The 23,139-nt window shown below is 54.9% G+C and carries 20 protein-coding genes, 1 other RNA gene and 2 pseudogenes; 9 read left to right on the top strand and 14 right to left on the bottom strand.

Annotation, left to right across the window (positions count from 1 at the left end; all coding sequences use genetic code 11):
- Positions 1-149 precede the first annotated feature (149 nt).
- The 5 genes and pseudogenes from ACIPLA_RS19765 to ACIPLA_RS19785 all read left to right on the top strand — a co-directional run.
- Positions 150-606 (top strand): annotated as a pseudogene (locus ACIPLA_RS19765) (IS5 family transposase); the annotation flags it as partial.
- A gap of 72 nt (positions 607-678) precedes the next feature.
- Entirely contained in the window at positions 679-2,754 is a 2,076-nt protein-coding gene (locus tag ACIPLA_RS19770) for a DEAD/DEAH box helicase family protein (RefSeq protein WP_401175255.1), read from the top strand.
- A gap of 1 nt (position 2,755) precedes the next feature.
- Positions 2,756-2,929 (top strand): hypothetical protein, encoded by a 174-nt coding sequence (locus ACIPLA_RS19775; protein WP_401175258.1) that lies wholly within the window; start codon positions 2,756-2,758, stop codon positions 2,927-2,929.
- Positions 2,926-4,935 (top strand): AAA family ATPase, encoded by a 2,010-nt coding sequence (locus tag ACIPLA_RS19780; protein ID WP_401175261.1) that lies wholly within the window; start codon positions 2,926-2,928, stop codon positions 4,933-4,935. Before ACIPLA_RS19775 ends, ACIPLA_RS19780 begins: the two co-directional genes overlap by 4 nt.
- Positions 4,928-5,365, top strand: coding sequence for a DNA phosphorothioation-associated protein 4 (locus ACIPLA_RS19785; RefSeq protein ID WP_401175263.1), 438 nt, complete (start codon positions 4,928-4,930; stop codon positions 5,363-5,365). Before ACIPLA_RS19780 ends, ACIPLA_RS19785 begins: the two co-directional genes overlap by 8 nt.
- A gap of 475 nt (positions 5,366-5,840) precedes the next feature.
- Here the strand turns inward: ACIPLA_RS19785 and ACIPLA_RS19790 are convergent, their stop codons facing one another.
- The 12 genes and pseudogenes from ACIPLA_RS19790 to ACIPLA_RS19845 all read right to left on the bottom strand — a co-directional run bounded on the left by ACIPLA_RS19790 (position 5,841) and on the right by ACIPLA_RS19845 (position 18,729).
- Positions 5,841-7,463, bottom strand: coding sequence for an ATP-dependent nuclease (locus ACIPLA_RS19790; protein WP_401175266.1), 1,623 nt, complete (start codon positions 7,461-7,463; stop codon positions 5,841-5,843).
- A complete protein-coding gene (locus ACIPLA_RS19795) occupies positions 7,448-8,641 on the bottom strand; it encodes a DUF262 domain-containing protein (RefSeq protein WP_401175268.1) in 1,194 nt (397 codons plus the stop codon). The genes ACIPLA_RS19790 and ACIPLA_RS19795 overlap by 16 nt, the downstream gene beginning before the upstream one ends.
- 364 nt (positions 8,642-9,005) lie before the next feature.
- Positions 9,006-9,293: a hypothetical protein gene (locus ACIPLA_RS19800; RefSeq protein ID WP_401175271.1), complete on the bottom strand. Its 288-nt coding sequence runs from the start codon at positions 9,291-9,293 to the stop codon at positions 9,006-9,008.
- Positions 9,290-9,598 (bottom strand): annotated as a pseudogene (locus tag ACIPLA_RS19805) (integrase); the annotation flags it as partial. The gene ACIPLA_RS19800 and the pseudogene ACIPLA_RS19805, both read right to left, overlap by 4 nt.
- A 123-nt stretch (positions 9,599-9,721) precedes the next feature.
- Positions 9,722-10,115, bottom strand: a transfer-messenger RNA (tmRNA) gene (gene ssrA / locus ACIPLA_RS19810).
- A gap of 116 nt (positions 10,116-10,231) precedes the next feature.
- Entirely contained in the window at positions 10,232-10,507 is a 276-nt protein-coding gene (locus ACIPLA_RS19815; RefSeq protein ID WP_401175274.1) for a hypothetical protein, read from the bottom strand.
- 214 nt (positions 10,508-10,721) lie between these two features.
- Positions 10,722-11,003 (bottom strand): hypothetical protein, encoded by a 282-nt coding sequence (locus ACIPLA_RS19820; RefSeq protein WP_008005503.1) that lies wholly within the window; start codon positions 11,001-11,003, stop codon positions 10,722-10,724.
- Positions 11,004-11,132: 129 nt separating this feature from the next.
- Positions 11,133-13,943: an FAD-binding and (Fe-S)-binding domain-containing protein gene (locus ACIPLA_RS19825; RefSeq protein WP_401175277.1), complete on the bottom strand. Its 2,811-nt coding sequence runs from the start codon at positions 13,941-13,943 to the stop codon at positions 11,133-11,135.
- Positions 13,940-14,611, bottom strand: coding sequence for a lactate utilization protein C (locus ACIPLA_RS19830; protein WP_401175280.1), 672 nt, complete (start codon positions 14,609-14,611; stop codon positions 13,940-13,942). The genes ACIPLA_RS19825 and ACIPLA_RS19830 overlap by 4 nt, the downstream gene beginning before the upstream one ends.
- Positions 14,611-16,065: a LutB/LldF family L-lactate oxidation iron-sulfur protein gene (locus tag ACIPLA_RS19835; RefSeq protein ID WP_401175282.1), complete on the bottom strand. Its 1,455-nt coding sequence runs from the start codon at positions 16,063-16,065 to the stop codon at positions 14,611-14,613. Before ACIPLA_RS19835 ends, ACIPLA_RS19830 begins: the two co-directional genes overlap by 1 nt.
- Entirely contained in the window at positions 16,062-16,886 is an 825-nt protein-coding gene (locus ACIPLA_RS19840) for a (Fe-S)-binding protein (protein ID WP_018929467.1), read from the bottom strand. Before ACIPLA_RS19840 ends, ACIPLA_RS19835 begins: the two co-directional genes overlap by 4 nt.
- 151 nt (positions 16,887-17,037) lie before the next feature.
- Positions 17,038-18,729, bottom strand: coding sequence for a lactate permease LctP family transporter (locus tag ACIPLA_RS19845; RefSeq protein ID WP_192346350.1), 1,692 nt, complete (start codon positions 18,727-18,729; stop codon positions 17,038-17,040).
- A 262-nt stretch (positions 18,730-18,991) separates the two neighbouring features.
- On the opposite strand from ACIPLA_RS19845, the gene ACIPLA_RS19850 reads away from it, so the two are divergent.
- Positions 18,992-19,759: an FCD domain-containing protein gene (locus ACIPLA_RS19850; RefSeq protein WP_123498866.1), complete on the top strand. Its 768-nt coding sequence runs from the start codon at positions 18,992-18,994 to the stop codon at positions 19,757-19,759.
- A gap of 142 nt (positions 19,760-19,901) precedes the next feature.
- Here the strand turns inward: ACIPLA_RS19850 and smpB are convergent, their stop codons facing one another.
- Positions 19,902-20,384, bottom strand: coding sequence for an SsrA-binding protein SmpB (gene smpB, locus ACIPLA_RS19855; RefSeq protein WP_007900551.1), 483 nt, complete (start codon positions 20,382-20,384; stop codon positions 19,902-19,904).
- A 118-nt stretch (positions 20,385-20,502) separates the two neighbouring features.
- On the opposite strand from smpB, the gene ACIPLA_RS19860 reads away from it, so the two are divergent.
- From ACIPLA_RS19860 to ACIPLA_RS19870, 3 genes are read left to right on the top strand one after another with little or no spacing between them, the layout of a single operon-like run.
- The gene (locus tag ACIPLA_RS19860) at positions 20,503-21,906 is read left to right on the top strand and encodes a sodium-dependent transporter (protein ID WP_401175287.1); all 1,404 of its coding nucleotides are present in this window, start codon (positions 20,503-20,505) and stop codon (positions 21,904-21,906) included.
- 7 nt (positions 21,907-21,913) lie between these two features.
- Positions 21,914-22,348: a type II toxin-antitoxin system RatA family toxin gene (locus ACIPLA_RS19865; protein WP_008067191.1), complete on the top strand. Its 435-nt coding sequence runs from the start codon at positions 21,914-21,916 to the stop codon at positions 22,346-22,348.
- Entirely contained in the window at positions 22,341-22,655 is a 315-nt protein-coding gene (locus ACIPLA_RS19870) for an RnfH family protein (protein WP_192346343.1), read from the top strand. Before ACIPLA_RS19865 ends, ACIPLA_RS19870 begins: the two co-directional genes overlap by 8 nt.
- A gap of 61 nt (positions 22,656-22,716) precedes the next feature.
- Here ACIPLA_RS19870 and ACIPLA_RS19875 read toward each other — a convergent pair.
- Positions 22,717-23,139 (bottom strand): outer membrane protein assembly factor BamE (locus ACIPLA_RS19875; RefSeq protein ID WP_401175291.1); only part of this gene is annotated, 423 nt, incomplete at its 5' end.

The raw sequence follows: 23,139 nt of genomic DNA on the forward strand, positions 1-23,139 counted from the left end.
TTTTTTAAATTAGGTACGTTATTTTGCACAATTTTAACGTACACGCAAGGTTGCCGTCAGGTTTCACGAAACCTAGGGAAATCCTGAAAAAGACTTGGTAAAACTGCTCAAATAGCCCCAAGCCCCAAGCCCCAAGCCTGAGCCGTGCCATGAAACAGATGACCTTCGCAGATGATGAATACTCCGGAAAGTGCAAGCATGCCCGCAGAGAGCTGTTCCTGATCCAGCCCCACTATCCAACCAGTGAAGGTGGCCGGCCGTGTTACCCGCTGAAGGCCATGTTGCGTGTTCATCTGATGCAAAATTGGTTCGGCTACAGCGACGCTGCCATGGAAGAGGCGTTGTATGAAATGAAGATGCTGCGCCAGTTTTCGGGCCTGAGCTTGGAGAGGATTCCAGACAAAACCACGATTCTCAACTCTCGTCGGTTGCTGGAGAAACACAACCTGGTGGCGGGAATATTGGAGGCCATCAATCAGTACCTTGGCAATCAACGAGTGTCGCTGCGCCAATGGACGATTGTCGATGCCACACTGATTCACGCGCCCAGTTCCACCAAGAACAAAGACGGTAAACGTGACCCGGGAAATGCACCAGACGGAGAAAAGGCAACCCATATGCAAGAAAAGTCTGTTGATACGGGCGTTCTGGATGCATTGATAAAGGAGTTCGATCTGTATGTTTGAAGAAATCGATCTTCCGCTGTCGATTAATACTTCTTCCGAAGATCCCAACGCGATCTTCTTCGACCCGGTGCTAAAGAGAGCAATCACCTACGACGTAGGTGTGGGGTATTTTACCTCCGGTTGGATTGCGGATACAGCTCAGGGTGTCTCGCAGTTCGCCCACTCCCGGGGCAAAGCTCGATGGATTGTCGGCCATGAGTTGCAGGAGAAGGACCTAGAATGCATCGTGAATTCGAAAGCCATGGCGGATAAGGAGTTTCAGGCCAAACGGATTTTTGAGGAAGAGGTGGATCAGGTGTTCTCGGCGCTCAAAGAGGACGCCCGTCTAGTGCTGGCTTGGCTGATCAGGGATGGCATTGTTGAGCTGAAAGTGGCAGTGCCCACCAATAAGCTGAGTGGGATTTACCATGCGAAAAATGGCATTTTTTCGGACGAGGCGGGCAACGATATTGCCTTCAGCGGCTCGTACAATTTGACCTCCAGAGCCTCGTCCAACTGGGAGACCATTGATATTTATCGGTCGTGGGCCAGTGAGGAAGGCCGCCAGCGGTGCGAAAAGAAGAAGCACGAATTCGAGAGCACCTGGCGAGGTAGAGACGCCAATCTCCTGATCTTTACACCCACATCCACGACGCTGGATAAAATCAAAGCTTATGCCACGACGGGCTCTCGCCCCTACAGCTTGCCATCTGGCCGCCCGGCCGTCCCCCAAGCCATTCAAAATGAAGAGGGCAAGATCCGGGGGTACCAGGAAAAAGGCATCAAAGCCTGGTTTGCCCAGAATGGGCAAGGGCTGTTCTGCATGGCCACCGGAGCCGGCAAAACCATCACTGCCCTGACCGCGGCCACCCGGTTATTGGACCACTTCCGCACTCAACAAGCCAAGCTTGTCATCGTTATCACTGTCCCCTACTTGCACTTAGGGGAGCAGTGGGCGGACGAAGCGGCGTTCTTTGGCTATGATGCGATCAAATGCTACGGGGGCAAAGACAAGTGGTTGGGTACGCTGCAGTCCGCCTACAATCAGCTGCTGTCAGGGGACCGTGACCATATAGTAGCCATTGCGGTCAATGACACCTTCAAGAACAGCCAGTTCCAGTCGTTCCTTGATGGTGTCCGGACCAACTTGCTGTTAGTGTCGGACGAGGTGCATAACATGGGCGCTGAGAACATTGCCCAGAAGCTGCCCCAACAGGCGCGATTCCGAATTGGGTTGTCGGCCACGCCCATCCGCCACAACGACCCCTTTGGCACCAAGGCCATCTTTGACTACTTCGGTGAGCCCGTAATTGAGTTTGACATCAAGGACGCCATCGACGCCGGCTTTCTGTGCAAGTACAACTATTACCCGATCCTCTGTGAGTTGGATCCGGAGGAACTGGACGAATACTTCCGGTTAAGCAAAAAGATTGCCCGGCTCATGGCCATGGGGAATAAAGACGATTTTTCCACCAACCTAAAGCTTGAGCTCATCAAGCGCGCCAAGCTCACCGGCAGCAGTGCGGACAAAAAACGCAAACTGAAACAACTGCTGAACGACAGTCAAGACCGACAACACACCCTGATCTATTCCAGTGAGGCCATTAACGACGGCGAACGGGATATCGACCGGATTGTTCAAATTGCCGGGAGGGACTGTCAATGGCGCGTGGCCAAGTTCACGGCCGAAGAAAGCAAAGAACAGCGCGCCGAGATTCTTGCCAGTTTTAAGGCCGGCGAAATTGACGCTGTTGTTGCTATTAAGTGTCTCGATGAGGGGGTTGACATCCCGCAAACGAAAACCGCTTACATCCTGGCGTCCTCGACAAACCCGCGCCAGTCCATTCAAAGACGAGGACGGGTTCTGCGTCAGTACGACGGTAAGGGCCTTGCTTCCATCTATGACTTTGTCGCGATTCCGCCCCTGGATAAGTTGGGGGAGGATGAAGAAACGTTCAACATCGAAAAGAGCATGATTGAGCGTGAGCTTGAACGAATTAATGAGTTTGCCGAGATTTCCGAAAACTACGGACACACACTCTCCACCTTACGCGACATCCGAAAAAAACTGAAACTGTTAGGTGCTTAATATGAAGAAGCCCAATGAGGTCATCGAAGCTGCTTCTCCGGAAGTCCGGTCGATCATAAATCAAGTCCTGAAAATTCATCAAGAAGGCAAGCATTACAGAAATCTGCCAGGGGACATGGAACGGGACTTCTGCGAACGCATCATCAAGGTGATCAAGGACGAAGTGAAGGCATGAAATTAAAAAAACTAACCATCAGAAACTTTCGGCAGTTCTATGGCGAAGTGTCGATCAGTTTTTCAACCGATGACAAGGCCAGCGTCACGGTCATCCACGGAGAAAACGGTGCCGGCAAAACCTCCCTGTTAAACGCCTTTAAATGGGTGCTCTACGGAACCACCGACTTCGATACCAACAACAAAAACATCCTCAGTGAAAAGGCCATTGCCGAAGCGGGCCAAGAGAGCACGATAGTCATGTCGGTGACGTTGGAGTTTGATGATGACGGCACCACCTACACTGCGCACCGGGAGCAAAAGTTTGCCAAGGGAGCGGGTTTTCACGCGGAGTCCTTGGGCCCCTCCGTACCATTACTCACTTGGATTAATTCTGCAGGCCTGTCCGGCCGTTCTTCGAACCCGGGCAGCCAGCTGAATCAAATCTTGCCGGAAGATATGCACGGCTATTTTTTCTTTAACGGGGAACGCATCGAAAAGTTAGCCTACAACAGCGCCTCCACTCAGGTCAGAGAGGCCATTAAGTGTCTGATGGGCTTGAATATTCTGGATCGTGCCGAAAAGCAGCTGAAAGGTCCGGTGATCCGGCATTTCAACAAGGAAGCCAGAGACAGTTCTTCTGGGAATATGACGGTGCTGTTGGAAGAGCAATCGAAGTTGACGGATAAAATCCAGCACAAAGAAGACGAGATCAAGGGCTGGAAAAACACCCTGAGTGAAATTGATCTAGAGATCGAAGCCATCGATAAACGGTTGCAGTCGATCGAGGTGATCGCTGAAAAGCAAAAGCGGCGAAAGGGGCTTGAGGAGCAGCTCGAACAAATCAAAATAGATAAAGCTGGCGCCTCGGCTGCGCTCAACAAAAACGTCACAGAACGGGGGTTCCTGGCGTTTATTGAATCGCAACTGACCGGGGTGAAACAGTATCTGGATGAAATGCGGATCCGGGGGGAGATACCCAGCAAGATAAAAGCCACCTTTATCGATGATCTGATCGTTCTGGGTAGGTGCATCTGCGGTCAGCCGCTGGAGCCGGGAAGTGACTGTGTGATGACCCTAGAGTCGTACAAAACCACCCTCAAGAATAATGGCGTTGAAGAGCAGTTCATGGCGCTGTTTGGTGTCATGTCCCATTTGCAGTCCGAACGTAAAGCGTTGTTCGCCAACATCAATGAGTCGATGACTAAATTGACCGAGCTGGCCGACCGGCGAAAAAACTTTCTGGGTCAAATTGATGAGCTGGGCGAAAAGATTAAGGGCGTTGAGGATTCCGCCGATTTGGAGGAGCGGCGGGCGGGATTAAAGGCGGATAGCCTAGGACTCAATGCCAACTGCGCCGTCGGCGAGCACGACAAATCCGGCTGGGAAGAGCAGCTCAAAGACAAGGAAAAGGAAATCGAAAAAGAACTCGCCAATTCCAACCAGGCAGATTTGAGTCAGCGCAGAAAACAGCTGGCTAAGGAAGTGGCGGAGACCATTGGCGAATTACACGAAGCGATGGCCCACCAGGTTCGCTCAGATTTGTCGAAAAAGGTCGATGACACCTTCCGGAAAATCATGAAGAAAGATTATTGGGCGGAGATCGATGAGGGCTTTACGCTCAAGATATTTAAGAACATCGAAGGGCACGGTAAACAGCCGGTGTGGGAGAAATCCACCGGTGAGAACCAGGTTACAAGCCTTTGTTTTATTAGCAGTATCGTTAACAGCGCCAAAGAGCGGGCCAGTAAATCGGGGGTATTTCAAAAGGGTGGCATCTATCCAATTGTGATGGACTCGCCGTTTGGTGCGTTGGACCCTGAGTATCGCCAAAAAGTGGCGACCTTCATTCCGGCCCTAGCTGATCAGGTCATCGTCATGGTGTCGAAATCTCAGTGGCGCGGCGAGGTGGAAAGGGAGTTATCCAAACGCCTAGGTAAACAATACACGCTCAAATCTCATAAACCTAAACAAGGCAGTGATGAAAAGTTCGAGTACACAAAGTTGGAGGAAGGGTTCTATGGTTGATCGCGTCCGGAAACCAGCTAAACACACCGACACCTTAAGTTATCTGAAGGATGACGTGGGTGTCTTCGCCTCCTTTAAGGACGCCATGATGTTTGCCGCGGCCCTGGGTTTTTCCAGAAAAAAGTCGGTGGCGTTCGACAAGTCCAGCGAGCCCATCCCCTTGTCGGTGTTTCGGGGGGAATACGACGATGCTTTTATGAACGTGCTGGCCCTGTTCGAGCATCAGGATTCCGGTTACCTGGAGCCTGAGGGCGATAAATTTGACGCCAAGATCAAGCTCTTCGAAGAATACGCCTGCGGCGGTTTGGATATCATCAAAAGCACGATCATCGACCCGGGGCTGGATGCACAAAGTGCCATCATTAGGCTGATTCTCGACGAGCAGGCCGAGCACACGATAATTGATGATATTACGGCGCTGGGCGCCTAAGGTCCGGGATTGGTACGGAGGCAGGGACGCCTCCGACTCTAAACGTGCAGAGTGCAGTGCGGCTTGCCAGTAACGTGGGAATGACGTAGAACAAAAGTAAGGTCTAACCGTCATGGTAGAAGACCAGCCACTATCACGCTGCGTCCCACCAGTCAGATGCCCTTTTTGCAATTTGCCCTAGGAGCGGTTGATCGTAACCGCTCCAGCAACTACACCTTCAAATCGCCATCGCAGTCACCGACCCTGACGCTCCCGTTTACAAAGCGTTGCTACCGTGGAACTGTCCGACTGACTGCTGCAGGCCACAAATTGCAGTGCAAGACGTGGTTTGTGGTGCGCTTACGATTATTCTGGTTATAGTCGGTAATCCGAACTTATTCAAGGTCTGGGGAAATGTCTTACACGGTCGCGGAAAAGCACTGAACAATCAGAGCTTTTCCGTGCTAATGTGGCGAGGAATAAATCCGCCTATGAGTCAGGAAAAGAAACTTACCCCATTGAAACCTACACTTAGCTCTAAATAAGGTGGGGAGTTCGCGGGGACGGCTATCAAGCAATTTTCCTCACCAAGCGCCTGTGTATATTCAGCTCCTTGAATGCGGTAGTCATTCGTGATCGTTTTCTGGCATGCTGTTTTATTACGGCGGCCTAGCAGTGCGAGACAAAACTTTTTAACGAGTATTTGGTTGTTTGGAATGCTGTACCAAATTCTCATAACAGCGTAAACGACATCCCTTTTATTTTTTCTCAATGCTGTAGCAATAACGCTAAATCGGTCGTGGTGATCTGCATGAGCTTGATCATCTACAGATTCACGGAGACGTCCCTCGTCGACGTCCAAAATTTCCGCAACTGATTCTATCGTATCCACAAGCACAGGCCACAACTCGAGTTCCGGAGTGAGTGAAGATGATGAAGGTAGTGCTGTTATATATATATGTCTGCCGGATAGTGCGGGGACTTCAGACGACTGGTCTGCGTCAAGTACTGCAATAATTTCATAATCAGGGCTAGGTGTGGGCTCGAAATGCTTGACAAGCTTCTCTATATTTGAGTCGCATCTCATTTGGATGACGGAGTAATCATTGAGAATGTCGGAGTCATATTTATCTAGAATGTATTCGAGGAAGAATCTTGCGAGCTCATCTTCGACCACGAATATGCCCGTTACGCCTTTAGATAATCCTAGGGCCGACAGATATTTCCTTACATGTTTAGGGTTTGATAGCGTTGAACGTCCCTCGGATAAATGCTGGGAAATGATACAGATGTTCTCGATGCCAACTTTGGACAAGATGTGTTCGGAGTGCGTGGAAAGCATGATCCAGATTTTTTGGGAATATGATTGCGCCGCAATAAAGTCCATCAGTCTCAGCTGGCTATACGCGGAGATAAAGTTCTCAGGTTCTTCGATAAACAAAAAGCTTCGAGATTCAATGAATTTTGACAAAAACCAAATTACATATAGGCAGGCGAACTCACCCATACCCATATCAACATTTGAATAAACAGAGCCGTTGTGGAGCTCCACTACAAAATAGGGGAAGGGATAGCCAAGCTCATGAGGCATGGCTTCTGAAACTTCATAGAACTTCAGAGATTTATAGCTCTTGCCAATTATGCTCTCGATACCCTTCTTTGTAGACTGTTCATCAAAAGACGTGTTCGCGTCCAGGCCCTCCAGCAGCTCCTCACTGTTTGAAGTGCTTTTTAAGTACTCGATAATTCTTGTGCATTCCCTAGAAGGTTCTAGATAGAAGGCCGTCAAGCCATTAGGCACATTATTTTTGGTGGTTTGTTTTGTTCCCTGAACTAACCACTCAGCTTCGAAGACTGCGCTGTGAAAGCGAGCGGATTTATCACTTATCAGTCCGTCATTAAAAGCAGAAAATATATATTTTATTAACGTGGTTTTGCCGACGCCATTTTTGCCACAAACTGCAGTTACGGCACTCTTGAAAGATAATTCTACTTCCGATTTGAAGCCTCCTACATCCATGGCTTTAAAGGCAAGAAGGCGACTTGGATACTTGTCTAGCTTCTGGACTTTGCGCCATGCATCGCTTACAGCAGCCGCTCTCATTACTCCGACCTCCATGTCAATGCTGCTTCTTCAATAATGCTTTTGATATCACTTTCACCTTCACGGATTGAATCGATGATATTCTCAATCTCTTCGTCTTCTTCAAGGCATAGCGACCTGTTCGCATATCCTGAAACGTGTAGGCTTATATTCAGCACGATATCCCTGATAAGGATTGAACCTTGCGATGTTACTCGTGAGGAAGATCGTTCAATGTAGAGAAGTAATAGTTCTCTTAGCTTGTTTTTGTCGAATGAGAAGAAGTTTACTATGTCTCTTCCGAATGCGACGTTATCTTTGACATTGCTCTTGGCCTTTTCGAGGGAAGCGAATCCGTAATAAAGTTCGTCGCTATCAATGTCGCCTTCCGCAATGGCTTCGCTAGCTAGCCAATATAGCCAATTGAAGGATGACGCTTTGGTGAGATTGATTTCTCTTGGATCAAAATCTGGAGCTGCTCTAACTCTTACAAGAAAATCGATCGCCTTTCTCACCGCGGCTAGAATCTCGTCACTGTATCCATCCTTGTGTCTAAAGCGAGCGGTAAGAGCACGGTCACTAATAGCGGTGCGAAGCCCGCCATTCTCTAGTACGAAGCAAACTCGAGTTAAAAGGTCATTGTATGCCATGCGGGAGTTAGAGAAGCCAAGGACTTCCTTGTCAACTCCAACTTTTTTCATGTATTGGACTAGGCCAGATACTTGATCTCGGATACTTCCAAAAAAGGCATTTCGCTGCTCTGCTGACGTTAGTTTGACCGACTGATTCAGTCGATGAAATAGCTCTCCTGGCTCGCCGTGATTATACTCTGTAATTTCATAGATTTTTAGAAGGTATCTCTGAAATTCCGAGCGTTTACCTTCGGGGAGGCTAGAGAACTTTAAGCCATGGAGCGAGGAGATTTCTTCATCCAATGGCTCTATGCTGCCATCGATAGAGAATTTGTTCTGAACAAAGTCGCGAATTGCCGTCAGTCGTTGCTGTCCATCCAAGACTTCGGCTTTGTTGTCTTCTATACTTACGAGGTGAATTGGTGGAACTTGCCAGCCACGTAATATAGAGTCAACAAGCAATTTTTTCTTCTTGGCGTCCCATACCTCTCCACGTTGGAAGTCTGGGCGGAGATCAATGTTCCCTGAAACAATATCTTCAAATACCCCTTTAATCTTTTCATCGCGATGCTTCACAAGCATATTGCTCTCCCTGAAATGCTCACCACAAGAAAGTCGGATGATAGTAGCAATCTGGCATCGTATTGTCATGTAGAGCGGCGTTGCGTGCCGCTAAGCAGTGCAGTTTTGCCACACCGCCTTGTCGTGTTTGATGCTTTTGGCGCTTCTCTTACCAGCTATATAGTGCTCACTGTCGCTACCAACCTTGGTGGAACCGTCTGATTGGCCCCAGCAAGCGGGCCAGCGACCGGCTAGAATTTTCTCAACAGGGGAGGCGCTGGGATTACCTACACCTAATGGATTTTTCGCAGGCGGAAAGCCCATTCGTTTATGCCAGCCCGGCTCAGGTGGTCGTGCGATTAACGTTTCATGGACTTGTTCCAGGTTAAGTCTTAGATCGTGAGTTGAATTCCCATGATTTCTCCAATCGGCGAGCGAGCAGCTGTACAGTCAGCATGTAGTAATACCGTGTTGCTTCCGTACGATCGGCAACGCAGCAATTTAGAAACCAAGCGACATGCTTTCTCTGCCAGGACCAAGGCGTCTCACGCTGCCAGCGCTCGGCGATTGCAGCGTGGATGACCTTCGCCTGCCGTAAATGGCGTTGACGCGTCGCTTGTGAACCGGTCAGCACGCCAGCCAAGAATAACTCCATATCGAATGGCTTGCTCATGTCCGTCCTCCGATATAGGCCGCGACCACGTCGATACGACCGTGCCCAAGCTCGTAGCTGATTTGCCTTCGGGCCTTACGATCGAGGTTCCTATCTACCTGGCAAACTTGGCCGCCGTTGATAGGCGCGCAGTGTTGGGTGATTTGCTCGTAGCGCTCACACGCGTACGCCGCTCGTAGCTCATGGAAGCCTTTGAGGTTGTGTGCATGCAGGATGTCCCGTGCCGGGCGGATGATTTTTTGCAGAAGATCCAGGTAGCTTTCGTGTGCCGCAATCAGGTTGCGGCTACCCGCAGGCGACACCGTCTGGAATACCCGAACGGCTGGAACTCCAAAACTCTCAAAAGGCCGCAAAAGCGCTGGAGGCCGCGTATTTACTGGGTCGCAAGCACAAAAAAAGACGTCCGTGGACGTCTTTGTTTGATCATTTGGTGGAGCCGGGGGGATTTGAACCCCCGTCCGCCAGTACTCCGCTGTCGGTACTACATGCGTAGCCGTGTCTATTAAGTTAACCCTCAGCGACCCGACGGGCAGGGTGCTTTGGGCGAGTTGTGTAAGTTTTAGCCGCTTCGTCCACAACGTACTGCACGGCGATTCTGTTCTATATGACAATCACTTTGGGTTTACAGACATCCCCTGATGATTGCTGGACCCGAAGGTACCAGGAGGGAAGGGCTAAGGCTGCTTACGCAGCGAGAGCGTATTCCCCGTAGGTTTCGTCATTGGCAACTATAGAAAGTTGCAACAGTGGATTTACGAGTTCTGTTACCAACTCGGCATGCACCTAAAGTTTCGCAACCGGCGTCGAATCCTAAACGGCCCCGAACCTGCTGCGTGTAACCAGCAGGCAAGCGCAGTGTACGCCAATGCGCGCGGCGAGTCGACCTTCTGTCCGTGCTTGCGTGTCAGGGCCGACGCTGATTGGCTCTGGTCAGGCCCCTACTGCCCGTGCGCGTGGCTTTGAATGTCCTGAAGCGCCTGCTGCGTCAGGGATACACACTCTTTGTCATTGTTGGCGGCGTGGGCGGCCTTGGCTTGTTCGGCTTTAGTGATCACGACACCTTTGGTGGCAGCATCCAGTGTGGTAGTGCTGGACAGCTTGCTGTTGACTTCCTGGAGCTTCATTACGCATTGATCGCTATCGTTTGAGGCGTATGCGGAGGAGGCCAGCATTGTTGCAGCGATGAGCAGTCCAGCCAGGGCGGAACGCTTCATGGGTATCTCCTGGGACGGGGGGATTGGGCCACGCTGATTGGGGCTTAACAAATGGACTGTGATGGCGTGCAAGGGTTCTGTTTTTGCTGGCGATGGGGTGAAAGATTTTTCCGGGAGGCGGGTGCGAAAAAGGGACAAGAAACGCCTGATGCTCCGCAAGCTTAGGGTTTACATGGCTGAGAAGGCCAACCCGAAGGTTGGCCTTCGGTAGTTATTAGCCTTTATCACCTTTGCCCGCGTTCTGGATCTCCTGCAGGGTTTGAGTGGTTTCGGAGATGCATTTTTTAGTGCCTTCCTCGGTGTTTTGCGCTTGGTAGGCCTTGGCTTGCTGGACGCTGGCCTCGACGCGAGTCTTGATTTCCGGCGCCAGGGTCTGGGTCTTGGCATTGGCGATGGCTTGCAGGTTGGTTGCACAGAGATCATCGCCGGCGGCAAACGAGGAGGAGGCCAGCATTGAGGCAGTAACGAACAGACCTAACAGTACTGAGCGTTTCATGGGTATCTCCTTGAACTGAGGGGCCAGGCATTGCTGGCCATCAGAACGGGCTGCCAATTTTGGGAAAGGTCCCGCGTTTGCGGGACTTGATCGGTGGACTGCGACGGTGCGTCAGGGTTCTATTTTTCTTCAGGTCGCCCTGGCCTGGGTCACCCGATCCACCAGATAGACCAACCCGTGGTAGTCAATTCCGCCGTGTTGCGTCAGACCAATCTCACAGGTGCGGCTGGTGGAAATCCCTTCGCTGCATTGCTGTACCGCGTCCTTGAGCGTGCGTAACGAATGGGCATTCAGTTCCGGGGTGGTGAAGCCCTTGTCGCCGGCAAAACCGCAGCAGTGAATGCCTTCCGGGATGACCACGTTTTTACTGCACTTGCGCGCAAGATCGATCAACGCCTGGCTCTCGCCGAGATGCTGAGTGCTGCACGTGACATGCACCGCGATCGGCGCTTCCTGGGGGGTGAAATCGAGACGATCCATCAAGTGAGTGCGGATGAAGCGCACGGGGTCGTACAAGTCCAGTCGCACGTCGCCCAGGTCCTGAACCAGCCGCAAGGTGCAGGGGCTGGTGTCGCAATAGATCGGGTCGAGCCCGCCGCGGCTGGCGTGCAGCAGTGCGCCGATCAGTTCCTGGCGCTTGTGTTCGGCCTGTTCAGCGTAACCCTTGGAAGCAAACGGCTGACCGCAGCAGAGGTTGTCCTGATTGTCTGGAGAAACTACCTGATAACCGGCCTTTTCCAGCAGGCCGCGGGTTTTTTCGTACAACGACATTTGCTCTTTATCACCCGCCGCCGGGCCCATGACCCGCGACACGCAGGCTGCCAGGTACACCACTCGAGGCCGCTCGTCCGACACCGTCGGGCTGAAGCGAATGGCCCTTTCCGGCTGCGGCATGGCGTTGGTCCATTGCGGAACCTGACCCTTGGACAGCCGCGTCAGCGATGCCGACAGTTTTGCCAGGCGCGGTGCTCCCAATAGCATCCGCGCACCGTTGGCGACGTGCAGGGTGAAGCGCGCGCCTTGCAGCACAGTGGCGAAATTTCCTTCAATCCAGTTGGCGGTTTTCGTATGCGTCGCTTTACGGCCGCGGAGTTTTTTCACCAGCTCACCGGTGTTGATTCCTACAGGGCAACGTTGCGCACACAGGCCAGTGGCGGCGCACGTTTCGATGCCGTGGTATTCGTAAGCGGCTTCGAGTTCGGTGGTGTCGACGCCTGCGCGCTTCTTGGCCTGGATATCTCGCCAGATCACGATGCGCTGGCGTGGGCTCAATGTCAGGCCTTTCGACGGGCAGACCGGTTCGCAAAAGCCACACTCGATGCACTTATCCACAATCTCATCGGCGGCCGGCAACGGTTTCAGATGCTTGAGGTGGATTTGTGGATCGTCGCTGAGCACCACGTCCGGGTTGAGAATGCCGTTAGGGTCGAGCAGGCGTTTGAGCTGCCACATCAACTGATAAGCATCGCTGCCCCATTCCAGTTCGACGAAGGGCGCCATATTGCGACCGGTGCCGTGTTCAGCCTTCAGCGAACCGCCGAATTCAACCGCCACCAACTGCGCCACGTCGTCCATGAACGCTTGGTAGCGTGCGACTTCTTCCGCACTGTTGAAGCCTTGGGTGAAGACAAAGTGCAGATTGCCTTCCAGGGCGTGTCCGAAAAGGATTGCTTCGTCGTAATGGTGTTTGTCGAACAGCTCGATCAAGCGGTTGACGCCACTGGCCAGCTGTTCCACCGGGAAGGTGACGTCTTCAATGATCACCGTGGTGCCGGTTTTGCGCACCGCGCCGACGGCAGGGAAAGTGTCCTTACGAATCGCCCAGAGCCGGGCGTTTTCCACCGGGTCTTCGGTGAAGTCGACTTGCTTCTCCACCGGGAAGCTGGTCAGCGACGCCATGATTTGCGTCAGCTGTTCTCTTAGCAAAGAGGACGAAGCGGCGCGGGATTCGATCAGCAGGGCGCAGGCATTGATCGACAGTTGTTGTACGAAAGCCGGCATGCCGGGCTTGTCCTGCACCGAGCGCAGGCTGCGGCGGTCCAGCAATTCCACCGCCGATACGGGTTGGCTTTTCAGCACGGTGACGGCGTTGCAGCAGGTTTCTACATCAGGGAACACGATCAGCGCCGACGCCTTGTTCGGATGGTCGATCACCGTGTCGTAAGTCACCGCGCTGATAAACCCGAGCGTGCCTTCGGAGCCCACCAGCAAGTGGCTCAAGATATCCACAGGCTCATCGAAATCCACCAGCGCATTGAGTGACAGACCGGTGGTATTTTTCAGACGGTATTTGTGGCGAATTTTCGCGGCCAGTTCAGAGTTTGCGCGGGTCTCGCGGCCCAACGTTGCCAGTTGTTCCAGCAACTCGGCGTGGCTCTCACGGAAGGCCGTCACACTGGCGGCATCTTCGGTATCGAGACGGCTGCCGTCAGCCAGTACCAGGCGAATCCCGGCCAATGTGTGATAGGTGTTCTGCGCTGTGCCGCAGCACATGCCACTGGCGTTGTTGGCGACGATGCCGCCGATTTTGCAGGCGTTGATCGATGCCGGGTCTGGGCCGATCTTGCGTCCGAACGGTGCCAGCCAGGCGTTGGCCTGGGCACCGATCACGCCCGGTTGCAGGCGGATCTGTGTTCCTTGCCCGCGAATCTCGCGACCGTTCCAGTTATCCCCCAGCACGATCAGCACCGAATCGCTGATGGCCTGGCCAGACAGGCTGGTGCCGGCGGCGCGGAAGGTCACCGGGACTTGATCCCGTTGCGCCAGTTTGAGCAGCGCCACCACTTCATCTTCGGACTCGACGCGGATCACCAGTTTCGGAATCAGCCGGTAGAAACTGGCGTCGGTGCCGAAGGCCAAGGTCGACAGCGGATCGTCGAAACGTCGCGTTTCAGGAATCAGTTGCTGCACATCTCGCAGGAAAGCCACCGGTAGACTCATTGGTCCTCCAGGATCAGAACGACCAGGTCTTTCGGGCCGTGGGCACCGTAAGCCAATACTTGCTCGATGTCGGCAGTCTTCGACGGGCCGGACACCAGCAAGGCGTTGGTCGGCATGCCTTGAGCCCATTCGAACTCCTGCTGCACCTGATAGAAGTTATCGCGGATTTCACTGGCCTTGAGCAGGGCGAAATGCACCGGCGGCACCAGGCTCATCAGGCGCGGTTCTTCCCGCGTCGGCCAGAGAATCAGACTACCTGTCGCGGCGATTGCGCCGAGGGTGGTGGTCAGGCTAGCCGGGGTGTCGTTGAACAACTCGGCTTTCCATTCCTCGACCGGACGGTCGTAGGCTTTGAGCGCGGGCAGGCCAGGATTTTTCGCCCAATGCGCAGTGATGCGTTGACCGTGGGGTGTCGTCGGCGCAATCAACAGGCTCGGCAACTGGCGATCCTGCAGCAGTTGCGCCAGCAATTCGGGCCAGCCATCTCTGGACGTCAGATGAATTTCGGTGTGCACCGCTTCCATCAGTTTGCGCAGTTGCGGGATGCGTTGTTCTGGCGTGTAGGTGTAGGGCTCGGTCACCAATTCGACATCGAAGTTGTCAGGCACCGGTGTGGTGCCTGTCAGACTGTTGCGCAATTTGGCGAGGATATTTTGTTTGGCGCTCATCAGCGGTCTCCCTGTTTGGCCAGATGCTCGCGGGCCATGTCATGCAGTGAGCGGGCGGCGGGTTTCGGTGCGCTGTGGTTCTGGGTCCACGGGCCGACGTTGCTCGGCGTCAGCGCGCGCAGGCGGGTGGCAAAAAAGCCGAACAGGCGATAGAGCGTTGGCGAGCTGTTGAGCTTCGCCCAGGCGTTCCAGATAAACCGTTCTTTGCGTGAGAACTTGCTGCCCTGGCCGCGCATCACTTGATGCGGGCTGTTCGGGGCTTTGACGTTCTCTTCCCGCAGGCGACGCAGCAATGCGGGGATCGGAATTTTTACCGGGCAGACTTCACCGCAAGCACCGCATAACGACGAGGCACTCGGGTGGTCGGGGACTTTCGCCAGGCCAACCATGTGCGGGGTGATGATTTTTCCGATAGGCCCAGGGTAAACCTCCCCATAGGCATGGCCGCCGATTCGGGTGTAGACCGGGCAATGATTCATACAGGCGCCGCAGCGGATGCAGTTCAGGGTCTGACGTAATTCGCTGTCGGCGAAGGCTTGGCTGCGACCGTTGTCGAGCAATACCAGGTGCACTTCCTGCGGGCCGTCGAGTTCATGTTCCTTGCGCGGCCCGGAGATCATGTTGACGTAGGTGGTGATCGGTTGGCCGAGGGCCGAACGGGTCAGCAGCGACAACAGCGGTACAACGTCCCGCAGGTTTTCGACGACTTTCTCTATACCCGTGACGGCAATGTGTACGGGCGGCACGGTGGTCGACATGCGCCCGTTGCCTTCGTTTTCCACCAACAGCAAGGTGCCGGTTTCGGCCACGGCGAAGTTGACGCCGGAGACGCCGATGTCCGCTTCGAAGAACTTCTGCCGCAAGACCTTGCGACCGATCTGAATGAGTTGGTCAACGTCCTTGGTGTATTCCACGCCAAGTTTGTCGTGGAACAAGGACGCGACCTGACCGGCATTCTTGTGGATCGCCGGCATAATAATGTGTGAAGGCTTCTCGTGGTCGAGCTGGACGATGTACTCGCCCATGTCCGATTCCAAGCATTCAATGCCCTGTTCAGCGAGGAAGTGATTCATTTCCATCTCTTCGCTGACCATCGATTTGCCCTTGATCACTTGCCGCCCCTCGTGAGCGCGGATGATCGAGAGGACGATGCCATTGGCTTCGTCCACCGTTTCCGCCCAGTGCACTGTCACACCGTTGCGGGTCAGGTTCTGTTCAAGTTGCTCGAGCAGGTCGGGCAACTTGGATAAAGCACGGGCGCGGACAGCATTGCCCAGCACTCGCAAATGTTCTCTTTCATGGGCATCGCTGAAGGACGCTGCCCGTTTGCTCATCAGTGAATCCATCGCGTTGCGAAAGTTGTTTCGCAGTTGCGTGTCAGCCAAAGCCTTGTGCGCCCGGGCGCGAAAGTCTTCTTCTACGGCAACCGTAGGAATAATCGTGGAAGTGCTCATCGGGCACCTCCGGTACGCTGCCACAGGAAACTGGCCAGATGCTGACCGCGCAACGCTTCCTGCTGTTTCTCCAGCGAGCCATTGATGTTCATCAGGCAACCGCAATCGGCACTGAGTACCTTGTGCGCGCCGGACTCCTTCAACGCTCGGGTCTTGTCAGCCACCATCGCGCCGGAAATATCTGGCATACGGACGCTGAAAGTCCCACCAAAGCCACAGCATTCACTTTCGTGGCTGTGGTCGACTCGCTCCACGTTGCTTAGCTGCGCCAACAACTCACGGCCGTGCAGGTGGGTGTTCATTTCACGGCGTGCCGAGCACGACGTGTGCAACGCCACTTTGACCGGTTCGCCGCTGTCCTTGAGCTGCACCTTGCAGACAAACAGCAGGAACTCCGCCAGCTCATAAGTCCGTGCCGCGAGGGCCTGGACCTGTTTCAGCGTTTGCGGCTCGTCCTTGAACAAGTCGGCGTAGTGTTCGCGCAACATCCCCGCGCAAGACCCCGACGGCACCACCACCGGATAATCACCGGCAAACAGCGCCAGTTGCGAGCGCGCCACGGTCCGGGCCTGTTCGGTGTAGCCCGAGGTGTAGGCCGGTTGCCCGCAGCAGCTTTGCCCTTGCGGGTATTCAACACGAATGCCTTCGCGTTCCAGCAGATGGATCGCGTCCATCCCGGCTTCCGGGTAGAACAGATCCACCACGCAAGTCCCGAACAGGTAGACCCGTGACGGTTTCTCGCTGGGGTATTGCCGAGGCTCGGGCAGTGGCGGGGCGACGCGGGTCGCATTCGGCACAGCGTTGTAAAAAAGCTCGCTCATCAGGCGTGTCTCCGGGTGGTCCCGGTTATCCGTCCGCTGAGGCTGCTGAATATAGAGAGGGAAGCTTTCAGCAGCCTTGCAGACCCGGTTGTGAATAGCTGACGCCGGGGGCGTAACCCGGCGTCGGTTTTTTCCGTGTCGCGTGTAGTTCTTAGTGCACCAGCATGCCGGTGAACCAGTAGGCCTGAGCCAACGTGATCAGGCCGACGATCGTTGCAAAGAATAGGCTGTGCTTGAGGGTGAAGCGGAACAGATCCGATTCCTTGCCCACCAACCCGGTCGCGGCGCAGGCCACGGCGATCGATTGTGGCGAAATCATCTTGCCGGTCACGCCGCCGCTGGTATTCGCCGCCACCAGCAAGGTGTCGTTGACGCCGATCTGGTGCGCGGTGGTTGCTTGCAGTGAACTGAACAGTGCGTTGGACGATGTATCGGAACCGGTCAGGAACACGCCGAGCCAGCCGAGGAATGGCGAGAAGAACGGGAATGCCGCACCCGTACCTGCCAGTACCAAAGCCATGGTCGACGACATGCCCGAGTAGTTGGTGACGAAGGCGAAGGCCAGCACCATACCGATAGACAAAATCGGCCAGCGCAGTTCGTAGACGGTCTCTTTAAAAGTGGTAAGACCAGTTTTTAAATTGATCTTCAATACCAGCATTGAGATCAGCGCAGAGAAGAAAATCGCCGTGCCGGTCGCGGAAATCGGATCGAGTTTGAACACCGCCGGAATCGCCGTCGGGGCGGTTACGATCGGGGCGACCTTGATCACCATTTGATCCAGATGCGGAATCGCGAAGTTGAACACCCAGCTATACATCGAGCCACCCGCAGCGAACATCGCCTTGAACGGTTTCAGCGTCCAGATGGTGACCAGTACGGTGAGGATCAGGAACGGCGACCAGGCTTTGAAAATTTCCCCCAGGCTATAAGGCGAAGCCACGGTGGTGCGCGGTTGGCCGAAACCGCCGGCGCTGGCCACCACGGAAGCCGAGACGGCGCCGACGATGTGTTGGCCGGCGGCGCGTTTCGGCTGCCAGATTTTCAGGAACAGCGTCAGGGAAATCAGGCTGGCCAGCGCGGAAGTGATGTCCGGCAGTTCCGGGCCAATGAAGTTCGAGGTGAAGTATTGGGTGATGGCAAAGCTTAAACCCGCTACCAGCGCCGCCGGCCAGGTTTCCCGAACGCCGCGCAGGCCATCCATCATGAACACTAGCCAGAACGGCACGAACAGCGACAGTAATGGCAGTTGGCGACCGGTCATGGCGCCGATCTTGAACGCGTCGATGCCGGTGACTTGCCCGGCGACGATGATCGGAATCCCTAAGGCGCCAAAGGCTACCGGCGCGGTATTGGCGATCAGGCACAGGCCCGCGGCGTACAGCGGGTTGAAGCCCAGTCCCACCAGCAGCGCGGCGGTAATAGCGACCGGTGCGCCGAAACCGGCGGCACCTTCCAGGAAGGCGCCGAAGCAGAAGCCGATCAGCAGCACTTGCAGGCGTTGGTCGTCGGTGATCGACAGCACTGAGCTGCGGATCACTTCGAACTGGCCACTCTTGACCGTCAGTTTGTAGAGGAACACCGCTGCCACGATGATCCAGGCAATCGGCCACAAGCCGTAGGCGAAGCCATATCCGGCTGCCGCGAAGGCCATATCGACCGGCATCTGGAACGCGAAGATTGCCACCGCAATCGACAGCGCCAGGGTAATGCTGCCGGCCACGTGGCCTTTGAGGCGGAACACGGCCAAAGCCAGGAAGAAAAATACGATGGGGATGACGGCCGCGAGTGCGGACACGCCGAGACTGCCGAGCGGGCTGTAGAGCTGTTGCCAGGTTTGCATATGGGGTGGCCCCTAATTGTTGTTGGTCAGGCACTGGTCAGCGTTCTTGGTTAATTGGTAATACCAATTTACAATCGCTGTTGGCTAGGGTAAAAGCCTTGTATGCGGTGTGTCAATTTGCCGCCCTAAAACTTTTGTCGAATGAGCGGTGCAGAACGCATCTGATCTGTTCGATCAAACGTCGTCTGGTAGGTGCTGGTACAGCGCCAATAGGCCAGAATAGAGAGCCCGGCGAACCGCCGGGATCGTGGAGAATTGAGTGATGGGGTTTGATCAGATTCGGCAGCGCCGTTTGTCTGACGATATTGTCGAGCAACTCGAGGGGATGATCCTCGAGGGCACATTGAAGGCTGGCGAACGCTTGCCGGCAGAGCGCGCGTTGGCCGAGCAATTCGGCGTGTCACGCCCGTCGTTGCGCGAAGCGATTCAGAAACTGACGGCCAAAGGGCTGCTGGTCAGTCGTCAGGGCGGCGGCAACTACGTGGTGGAATCCCTGGGCTCGACGTTCAGCGATCCGCTGTTGCATCTGCTGGAAAGCAACCCCGAGGCCCAGCGCGATTTGCTGGAGTTTCGTCATACGCTGGAAGCCTCCTGTGCGTACTACGCGGCATTGCGCGCGACTGATGTGGATCGCGAGCGGCTGACGGCGGCATTCGACGAGTTGCAGGACTGCTATTCGCGTCATGACGAAGTGAGTCGGCTAGAAGAGGGCGCGGCGGACGCAAAATTTCACTTGGCAATCGCCGAAGCCAGCCATAACGCGGTGTTGCTGCACACCATTCGTGGGCTGTTCGACCTTCTCAAGCGCAACGTGGTGACCAACATTGGCGGCATGTACAAACAGCGTTCAGAAACCCGCGATATGCTGATTGCGCAGCACAGAGAATTGTACCTGGCGATTATCGAAGGAAAGGCGGAGCAGGCGCGGGAGGTTTCCAGTCGACACATTCTGTATGTGCAGGAAGTGTTGGAAGAGGTGCGTCAGGAAGTGCAGCGCGTGGCTCGGGCGGAGCGGCGCAAGGGGATGTAATCAGTTAGTTCTGTGGTGATTGGACGATTGCATTCGCGAGCAAGCCCGCTCCCACAGGTTCCGGGTCTGCCACATAAATGTCGGCATCCACGGATAATGTGGGAGCGGGCTTGCTCGCGAAAGCGATCTGAAGGCGAAAGAACTAGTCTTCCTTACCCTTGTTTCGCACCGCACGCTGCAATTCACGACCGGCGTCGCGTTCGCGTTCGGTATCACGCTTGTCGTATTCCTTCTTGCCCTTGCCCAGAGCGATCTCGCACTTGACCATGTGCTTGCTCCAGTACCAGGACAGGCATACGCAGGCGTAACCTTTTTGCTGCACGGCAGCGGCCAGCTTTTCCAGCTCGCGCCGGTTGAGCAGCAATTTTCGGGTGCGGGTCGGATCGGCGATGACGTGGGTGCTGGCCGTCATCAATGGCGTAATGTGGCTGCCGAGCAGCCAGGCTTCGCCATCTTTGAGCAGCACGTAACTGTCAACCAGTTGTAGTTTGCTTGCCCGCAAACTTTTTACTTCCCAGCCGGCCAGGACCAGACCAGCCTCGAACTTATGCTCGATGAAGTAATCGTGTCGCGCCTTTTTGTTCTGCGCGATGGTCCCTGTTGGGTGTTTCTTCTGTTTAGCCATAGGGGCGGCATTATAGGGAGTTGCAAGCGAGTCGGCTACGGTATCGCTACGTGCTTGAGCAGGTTGATTGAATCCCGGACAATGCGGCCTCTTTTTTGAACGCTTGGGCGTGATAACGATGTCGACAGACAAGGTTTCTGTCCACGGCAGTTGGGCTAGCCGCTGGGTCTTCATACTCGCCGCGACCGGTTCGGCCGTGGGTTTGGGTAGTATCTGGAAATTCCCTTACATGGTCGGCGTCTACGGTGGCGGAGCCTTCGTGCTGATGTTCCTGACCTGTATCGCGCTGATCGGTGTGCCCGTGATGCTGGCCGAAACCCTGATCGGCCGCCGCGCACGGCAGAGCCCGGCCAATGCCTTGAAGGTCCTGGCGCTGGAAGCGGGGCATTCGGCGAAGTGGTCCTGGGGGGCGTTTGCCGGGATGATCACGGCGCTGCTGATTCTGTCTTTCTATAGTGTGGTCGGCGGCTGGTCGCTGGACTACATCATCGACATGGGGCGTGGCGACTTCCAGGGCGCGACACCTGATCAGGTCGGCGCCTACTTCGGTAATGTGATCGCCGACCCATGGCGCCTGACACTTTGGCACACGATTTTCATGCTCCTCTCCGCTGTGGTGATCGCCAAAGGCGTAGTTGCCGGGCTGGAGCGCAGCCTGCGAATCATGATGCCGCTGCTGTTCGTGATGGTGATTGTCCTGCTGGGCTACAGCATGACCACCGGCCACTTCATGGAGGGCGTGCATTTCATGTTCGACTTCCATCCGGAAAAAGTGCTCGACGGCTTGCTGCCGGCCATGGGGCACGCGTTCTTCTCCCTGAGCGTGGGCGTCGGTTCGATCATGATCTACGGTGCTTATATGCCGAAGAGCTCGTCGATTTCCGGCACCATTGTCGGTGTGGCGCTGCTCGATACTTTCGTTTCCCTGGTGGCCGGTCTGGCATTGTTTCCGATTGTGTTTGCTGCCGGCCTGAACCCGAGCGAAGGCCCTGGCCTGATGTTCGTCAGCCTGCCATTTGCCTTTGGCAACGTAGCGTTCGGCCAATTGATGGGCGTAGTGTTCTTCGTGCTGGTAGCGATTGCGGCTTGGAGTTCGGCGATTTCCCTGCTCGAGCCAATGGTGGCTTACCTGGTTGAGCGCACGAAGATCAGTCGTGCCTGGGTTACCTTCTGGTTGGCATTCATCTGCTGGTTCGTCGGTCTGGGTACGGTGTTTTCCTTCAATATCTGGAAGCAAGCCAAGTTTTTCGTGAACGAAGGCGGGATGTTCCACCTCTATCAATGGGGAGCCGCCGGTGGTCTGGACTTCTTCGGTGTGATCGATTTCTTCACCTCGCGGATCATGTTGCCACTCGGTGGTTTGTGTTTCGTGGTGTTTGCGGGCTGGGTGATGGGGCGTGAAGCGGTGCGCGACGAATTGTCGATCCGCCGTCCGGTGCTGTTCGCCTTGTCCCTGTTCTTGATGCGCTATGTGGCGCCCATCGGCATTCTTGTAGTGTTTGCCGCCCAGCTGTGGAAGTAACGCTGACATGACGACACACATTCAACGTTCGGCCCTGCTGCCGTATCCGGCACAAGCGCTGTATGACCTGGTCAACGATGTGGCCCGCTATCCGGAATTCCTGCCGTGGTGCTCGTCGGCCGAAGTTCTGGAAAGTACTCCTGAGCTCATGCGCGCCAGCGTCGGCGTGGCCAAGGGCGGCCTTAGTCAGCATTTCGTGACGCGTAACACCCTGGTGCCCGGGCATTCGATCGAGATGAACCTCGAAGAAGGTCCGTTCAGCCAGTTGCATGGCATCTGGGTGTTCAAGCCGTTGGGCGAGAAGGCCTGCAAGATCAGTCTGGACTTGTCATTCGACTATTCGGGGCCGCTGGTGCGTGCGACGTTGGGGCCTTTGTTCAATCAGGCGGCGAATACGCTGATGGACGCGTTTTGCCAGCGTGCGAAACAGATGCATGGTTGAGGCCGTGATCAAGGTTGAAGTGGTGTATGCCGCTGTTGATCGTCAGCTATTGCTGACCGTAACGGTGCCGGTGGGTGCAACAGTGCGAGATGCGTTGCTCAAATCCGGCCTGAACAGCGAATTCCCTGAGCTGGATCTGGCCAGTTGTCCGGTTGGGATCTTTGGCAAAGTGATCGCTGAGCCGGCCAATCGTCCGGTTCAGGCGGGGGATCGCCTCGAGATTTACCGACCGTTGCTCGCCGATCCAAAAGAGGTTCGCCGGTTGCGTGCAGCCAAAGCGGCCGAGGCCAAAGCCCGGAATCAGTGATCCGGTTAAACGCCAGGCGATAAAAAACCCGGACATGCCGGGTTTTTTATTGCGTCGCAAATTATTGCGGCGAGGTTTCCAGCGGTTCTGGCGTCGGGACTGGAACGGTTTCCACGTTGTCCACGTCCTTCTGGATCTGATCCAGCAACGACCCAGGCTTGACCGGTTTTTCTGGCTTCGGCTTCTCGGCGTTTTCGGCAGGCGCGGTCACGGTAGTGTCGCTGTCCTTGCCGAGAATGGCTTCGTCGCGGCTCACGCCTGGCATGAAATCGCCAGAGAGGCTGACAAGTTGGTCATTTGGGTTGAAGATAACGCTAATGCGTTCCTGTTGGCGTTCTCCGCCACCCGGTTGCAGGCTGTACAGATAATCCCAGCGATCGGCATGGAACGTGTCGGTCAGCAGAGGGTTACCCATGATAAACCGTACTTGCCGGCGGGTCATTCCCGGGCGTAACTGGTCTATCATGTCCTGCGTGACGACATT

This window comes from Pseudomonas sp. NPDC086112, assembly GCF_044746425.1.
Classification (GTDB): Bacteria; Pseudomonadota; Gammaproteobacteria; order Pseudomonadales; family Pseudomonadaceae; genus Aquipseudomonas.

Excerpts from the sequence above, each read along its gene's own strand:
- ACIPLA_RS19770 (WP_401175255.1), top strand. The coding sequence starts at position 679 with ATGTTTGAAGAAATCGATCTTCCGCTGTCGATTAATACTTCTTCCGAA.
- ACIPLA_RS19775 (WP_401175258.1), top strand. The coding sequence starts at position 2,756 with ATGAAGAAGCCCAATGAGGTCATCGAAGCTGCTTCTCCGGAAGTCCGG.
- ACIPLA_RS19780 (WP_401175261.1), top strand. The coding sequence starts at position 2,926 with ATGAAATTAAAAAAACTAACCATCAGAAACTTTCGGCAGTTCTATGGC.
- ACIPLA_RS19785 (WP_401175263.1), top strand. The coding sequence starts at position 4,928 with ATGGTTGATCGCGTCCGGAAACCAGCTAAACACACCGACACCTTAAGT.
- ACIPLA_RS19790 (WP_401175266.1), bottom strand. The coding sequence starts at position 7,463 with ATGGAGGTCGGAGTAATGAGAGCGGCTGCTGTAAGCGATGCATGGCGC.
- ACIPLA_RS19795 (WP_401175268.1), bottom strand. The coding sequence starts at position 8,641 with ATGCTTGTGAAGCATCGCGATGAAAAGATTAAAGGGGTATTTGAAGAT.
- ACIPLA_RS19800 (WP_401175271.1), bottom strand. The coding sequence starts at position 9,293 with ATGAGCAAGCCATTCGATATGGAGTTATTCTTGGCTGGCGTGCTGACC.
- ACIPLA_RS19815 (WP_401175274.1), bottom strand. The coding sequence starts at position 10,507 with ATGAAGCGTTCCGCCCTGGCTGGACTGCTCATCGCTGCAACAATGCTG.
- ACIPLA_RS19820 (WP_008005503.1), bottom strand. The coding sequence starts at position 11,003 with ATGAAACGCTCAGTACTGTTAGGTCTGTTCGTTACTGCCTCAATGCTG.
- ACIPLA_RS19825 (WP_401175277.1), bottom strand. The coding sequence starts at position 13,943 with ATGAGTCTACCGGTGGCTTTCCTGCGAGATGTGCAGCAACTGATTCCT.
- ACIPLA_RS19830 (WP_401175280.1), bottom strand. The coding sequence starts at position 14,611 with ATGAGCGCCAAACAAAATATCCTCGCCAAATTGCGCAACAGTCTGACA.
- ACIPLA_RS19835 (WP_401175282.1), bottom strand. The coding sequence starts at position 16,065 with ATGAGCACTTCCACGATTATTCCTACGGTTGCCGTAGAAGAAGACTTT.
- ACIPLA_RS19840 (WP_018929467.1), bottom strand. The coding sequence starts at position 16,886 with ATGAGCGAGCTTTTTTACAACGCTGTGCCGAATGCGACCCGCGTCGCC.
- ACIPLA_RS19845 (WP_192346350.1), bottom strand. The coding sequence starts at position 18,729 with ATGCAAACCTGGCAACAGCTCTACAGCCCGCTCGGCAGTCTCGGCGTG.
- ACIPLA_RS19850 (WP_123498866.1), top strand. The coding sequence starts at position 18,992 with ATGGGGTTTGATCAGATTCGGCAGCGCCGTTTGTCTGACGATATTGTC.
- smpB (WP_007900551.1), bottom strand. The coding sequence starts at position 20,384 with ATGGCTAAACAGAAGAAACACCCAACAGGGACCATCGCGCAGAACAAA.
- ACIPLA_RS19860 (WP_401175287.1), top strand. The coding sequence starts at position 20,503 with ATGTCGACAGACAAGGTTTCTGTCCACGGCAGTTGGGCTAGCCGCTGG.
- ACIPLA_RS19865 (WP_008067191.1), top strand. The coding sequence starts at position 21,914 with ATGACGACACACATTCAACGTTCGGCCCTGCTGCCGTATCCGGCACAA.
- ACIPLA_RS19870 (WP_192346343.1), top strand. The coding sequence starts at position 22,341 with ATGGTTGAGGCCGTGATCAAGGTTGAAGTGGTGTATGCCGCTGTTGAT.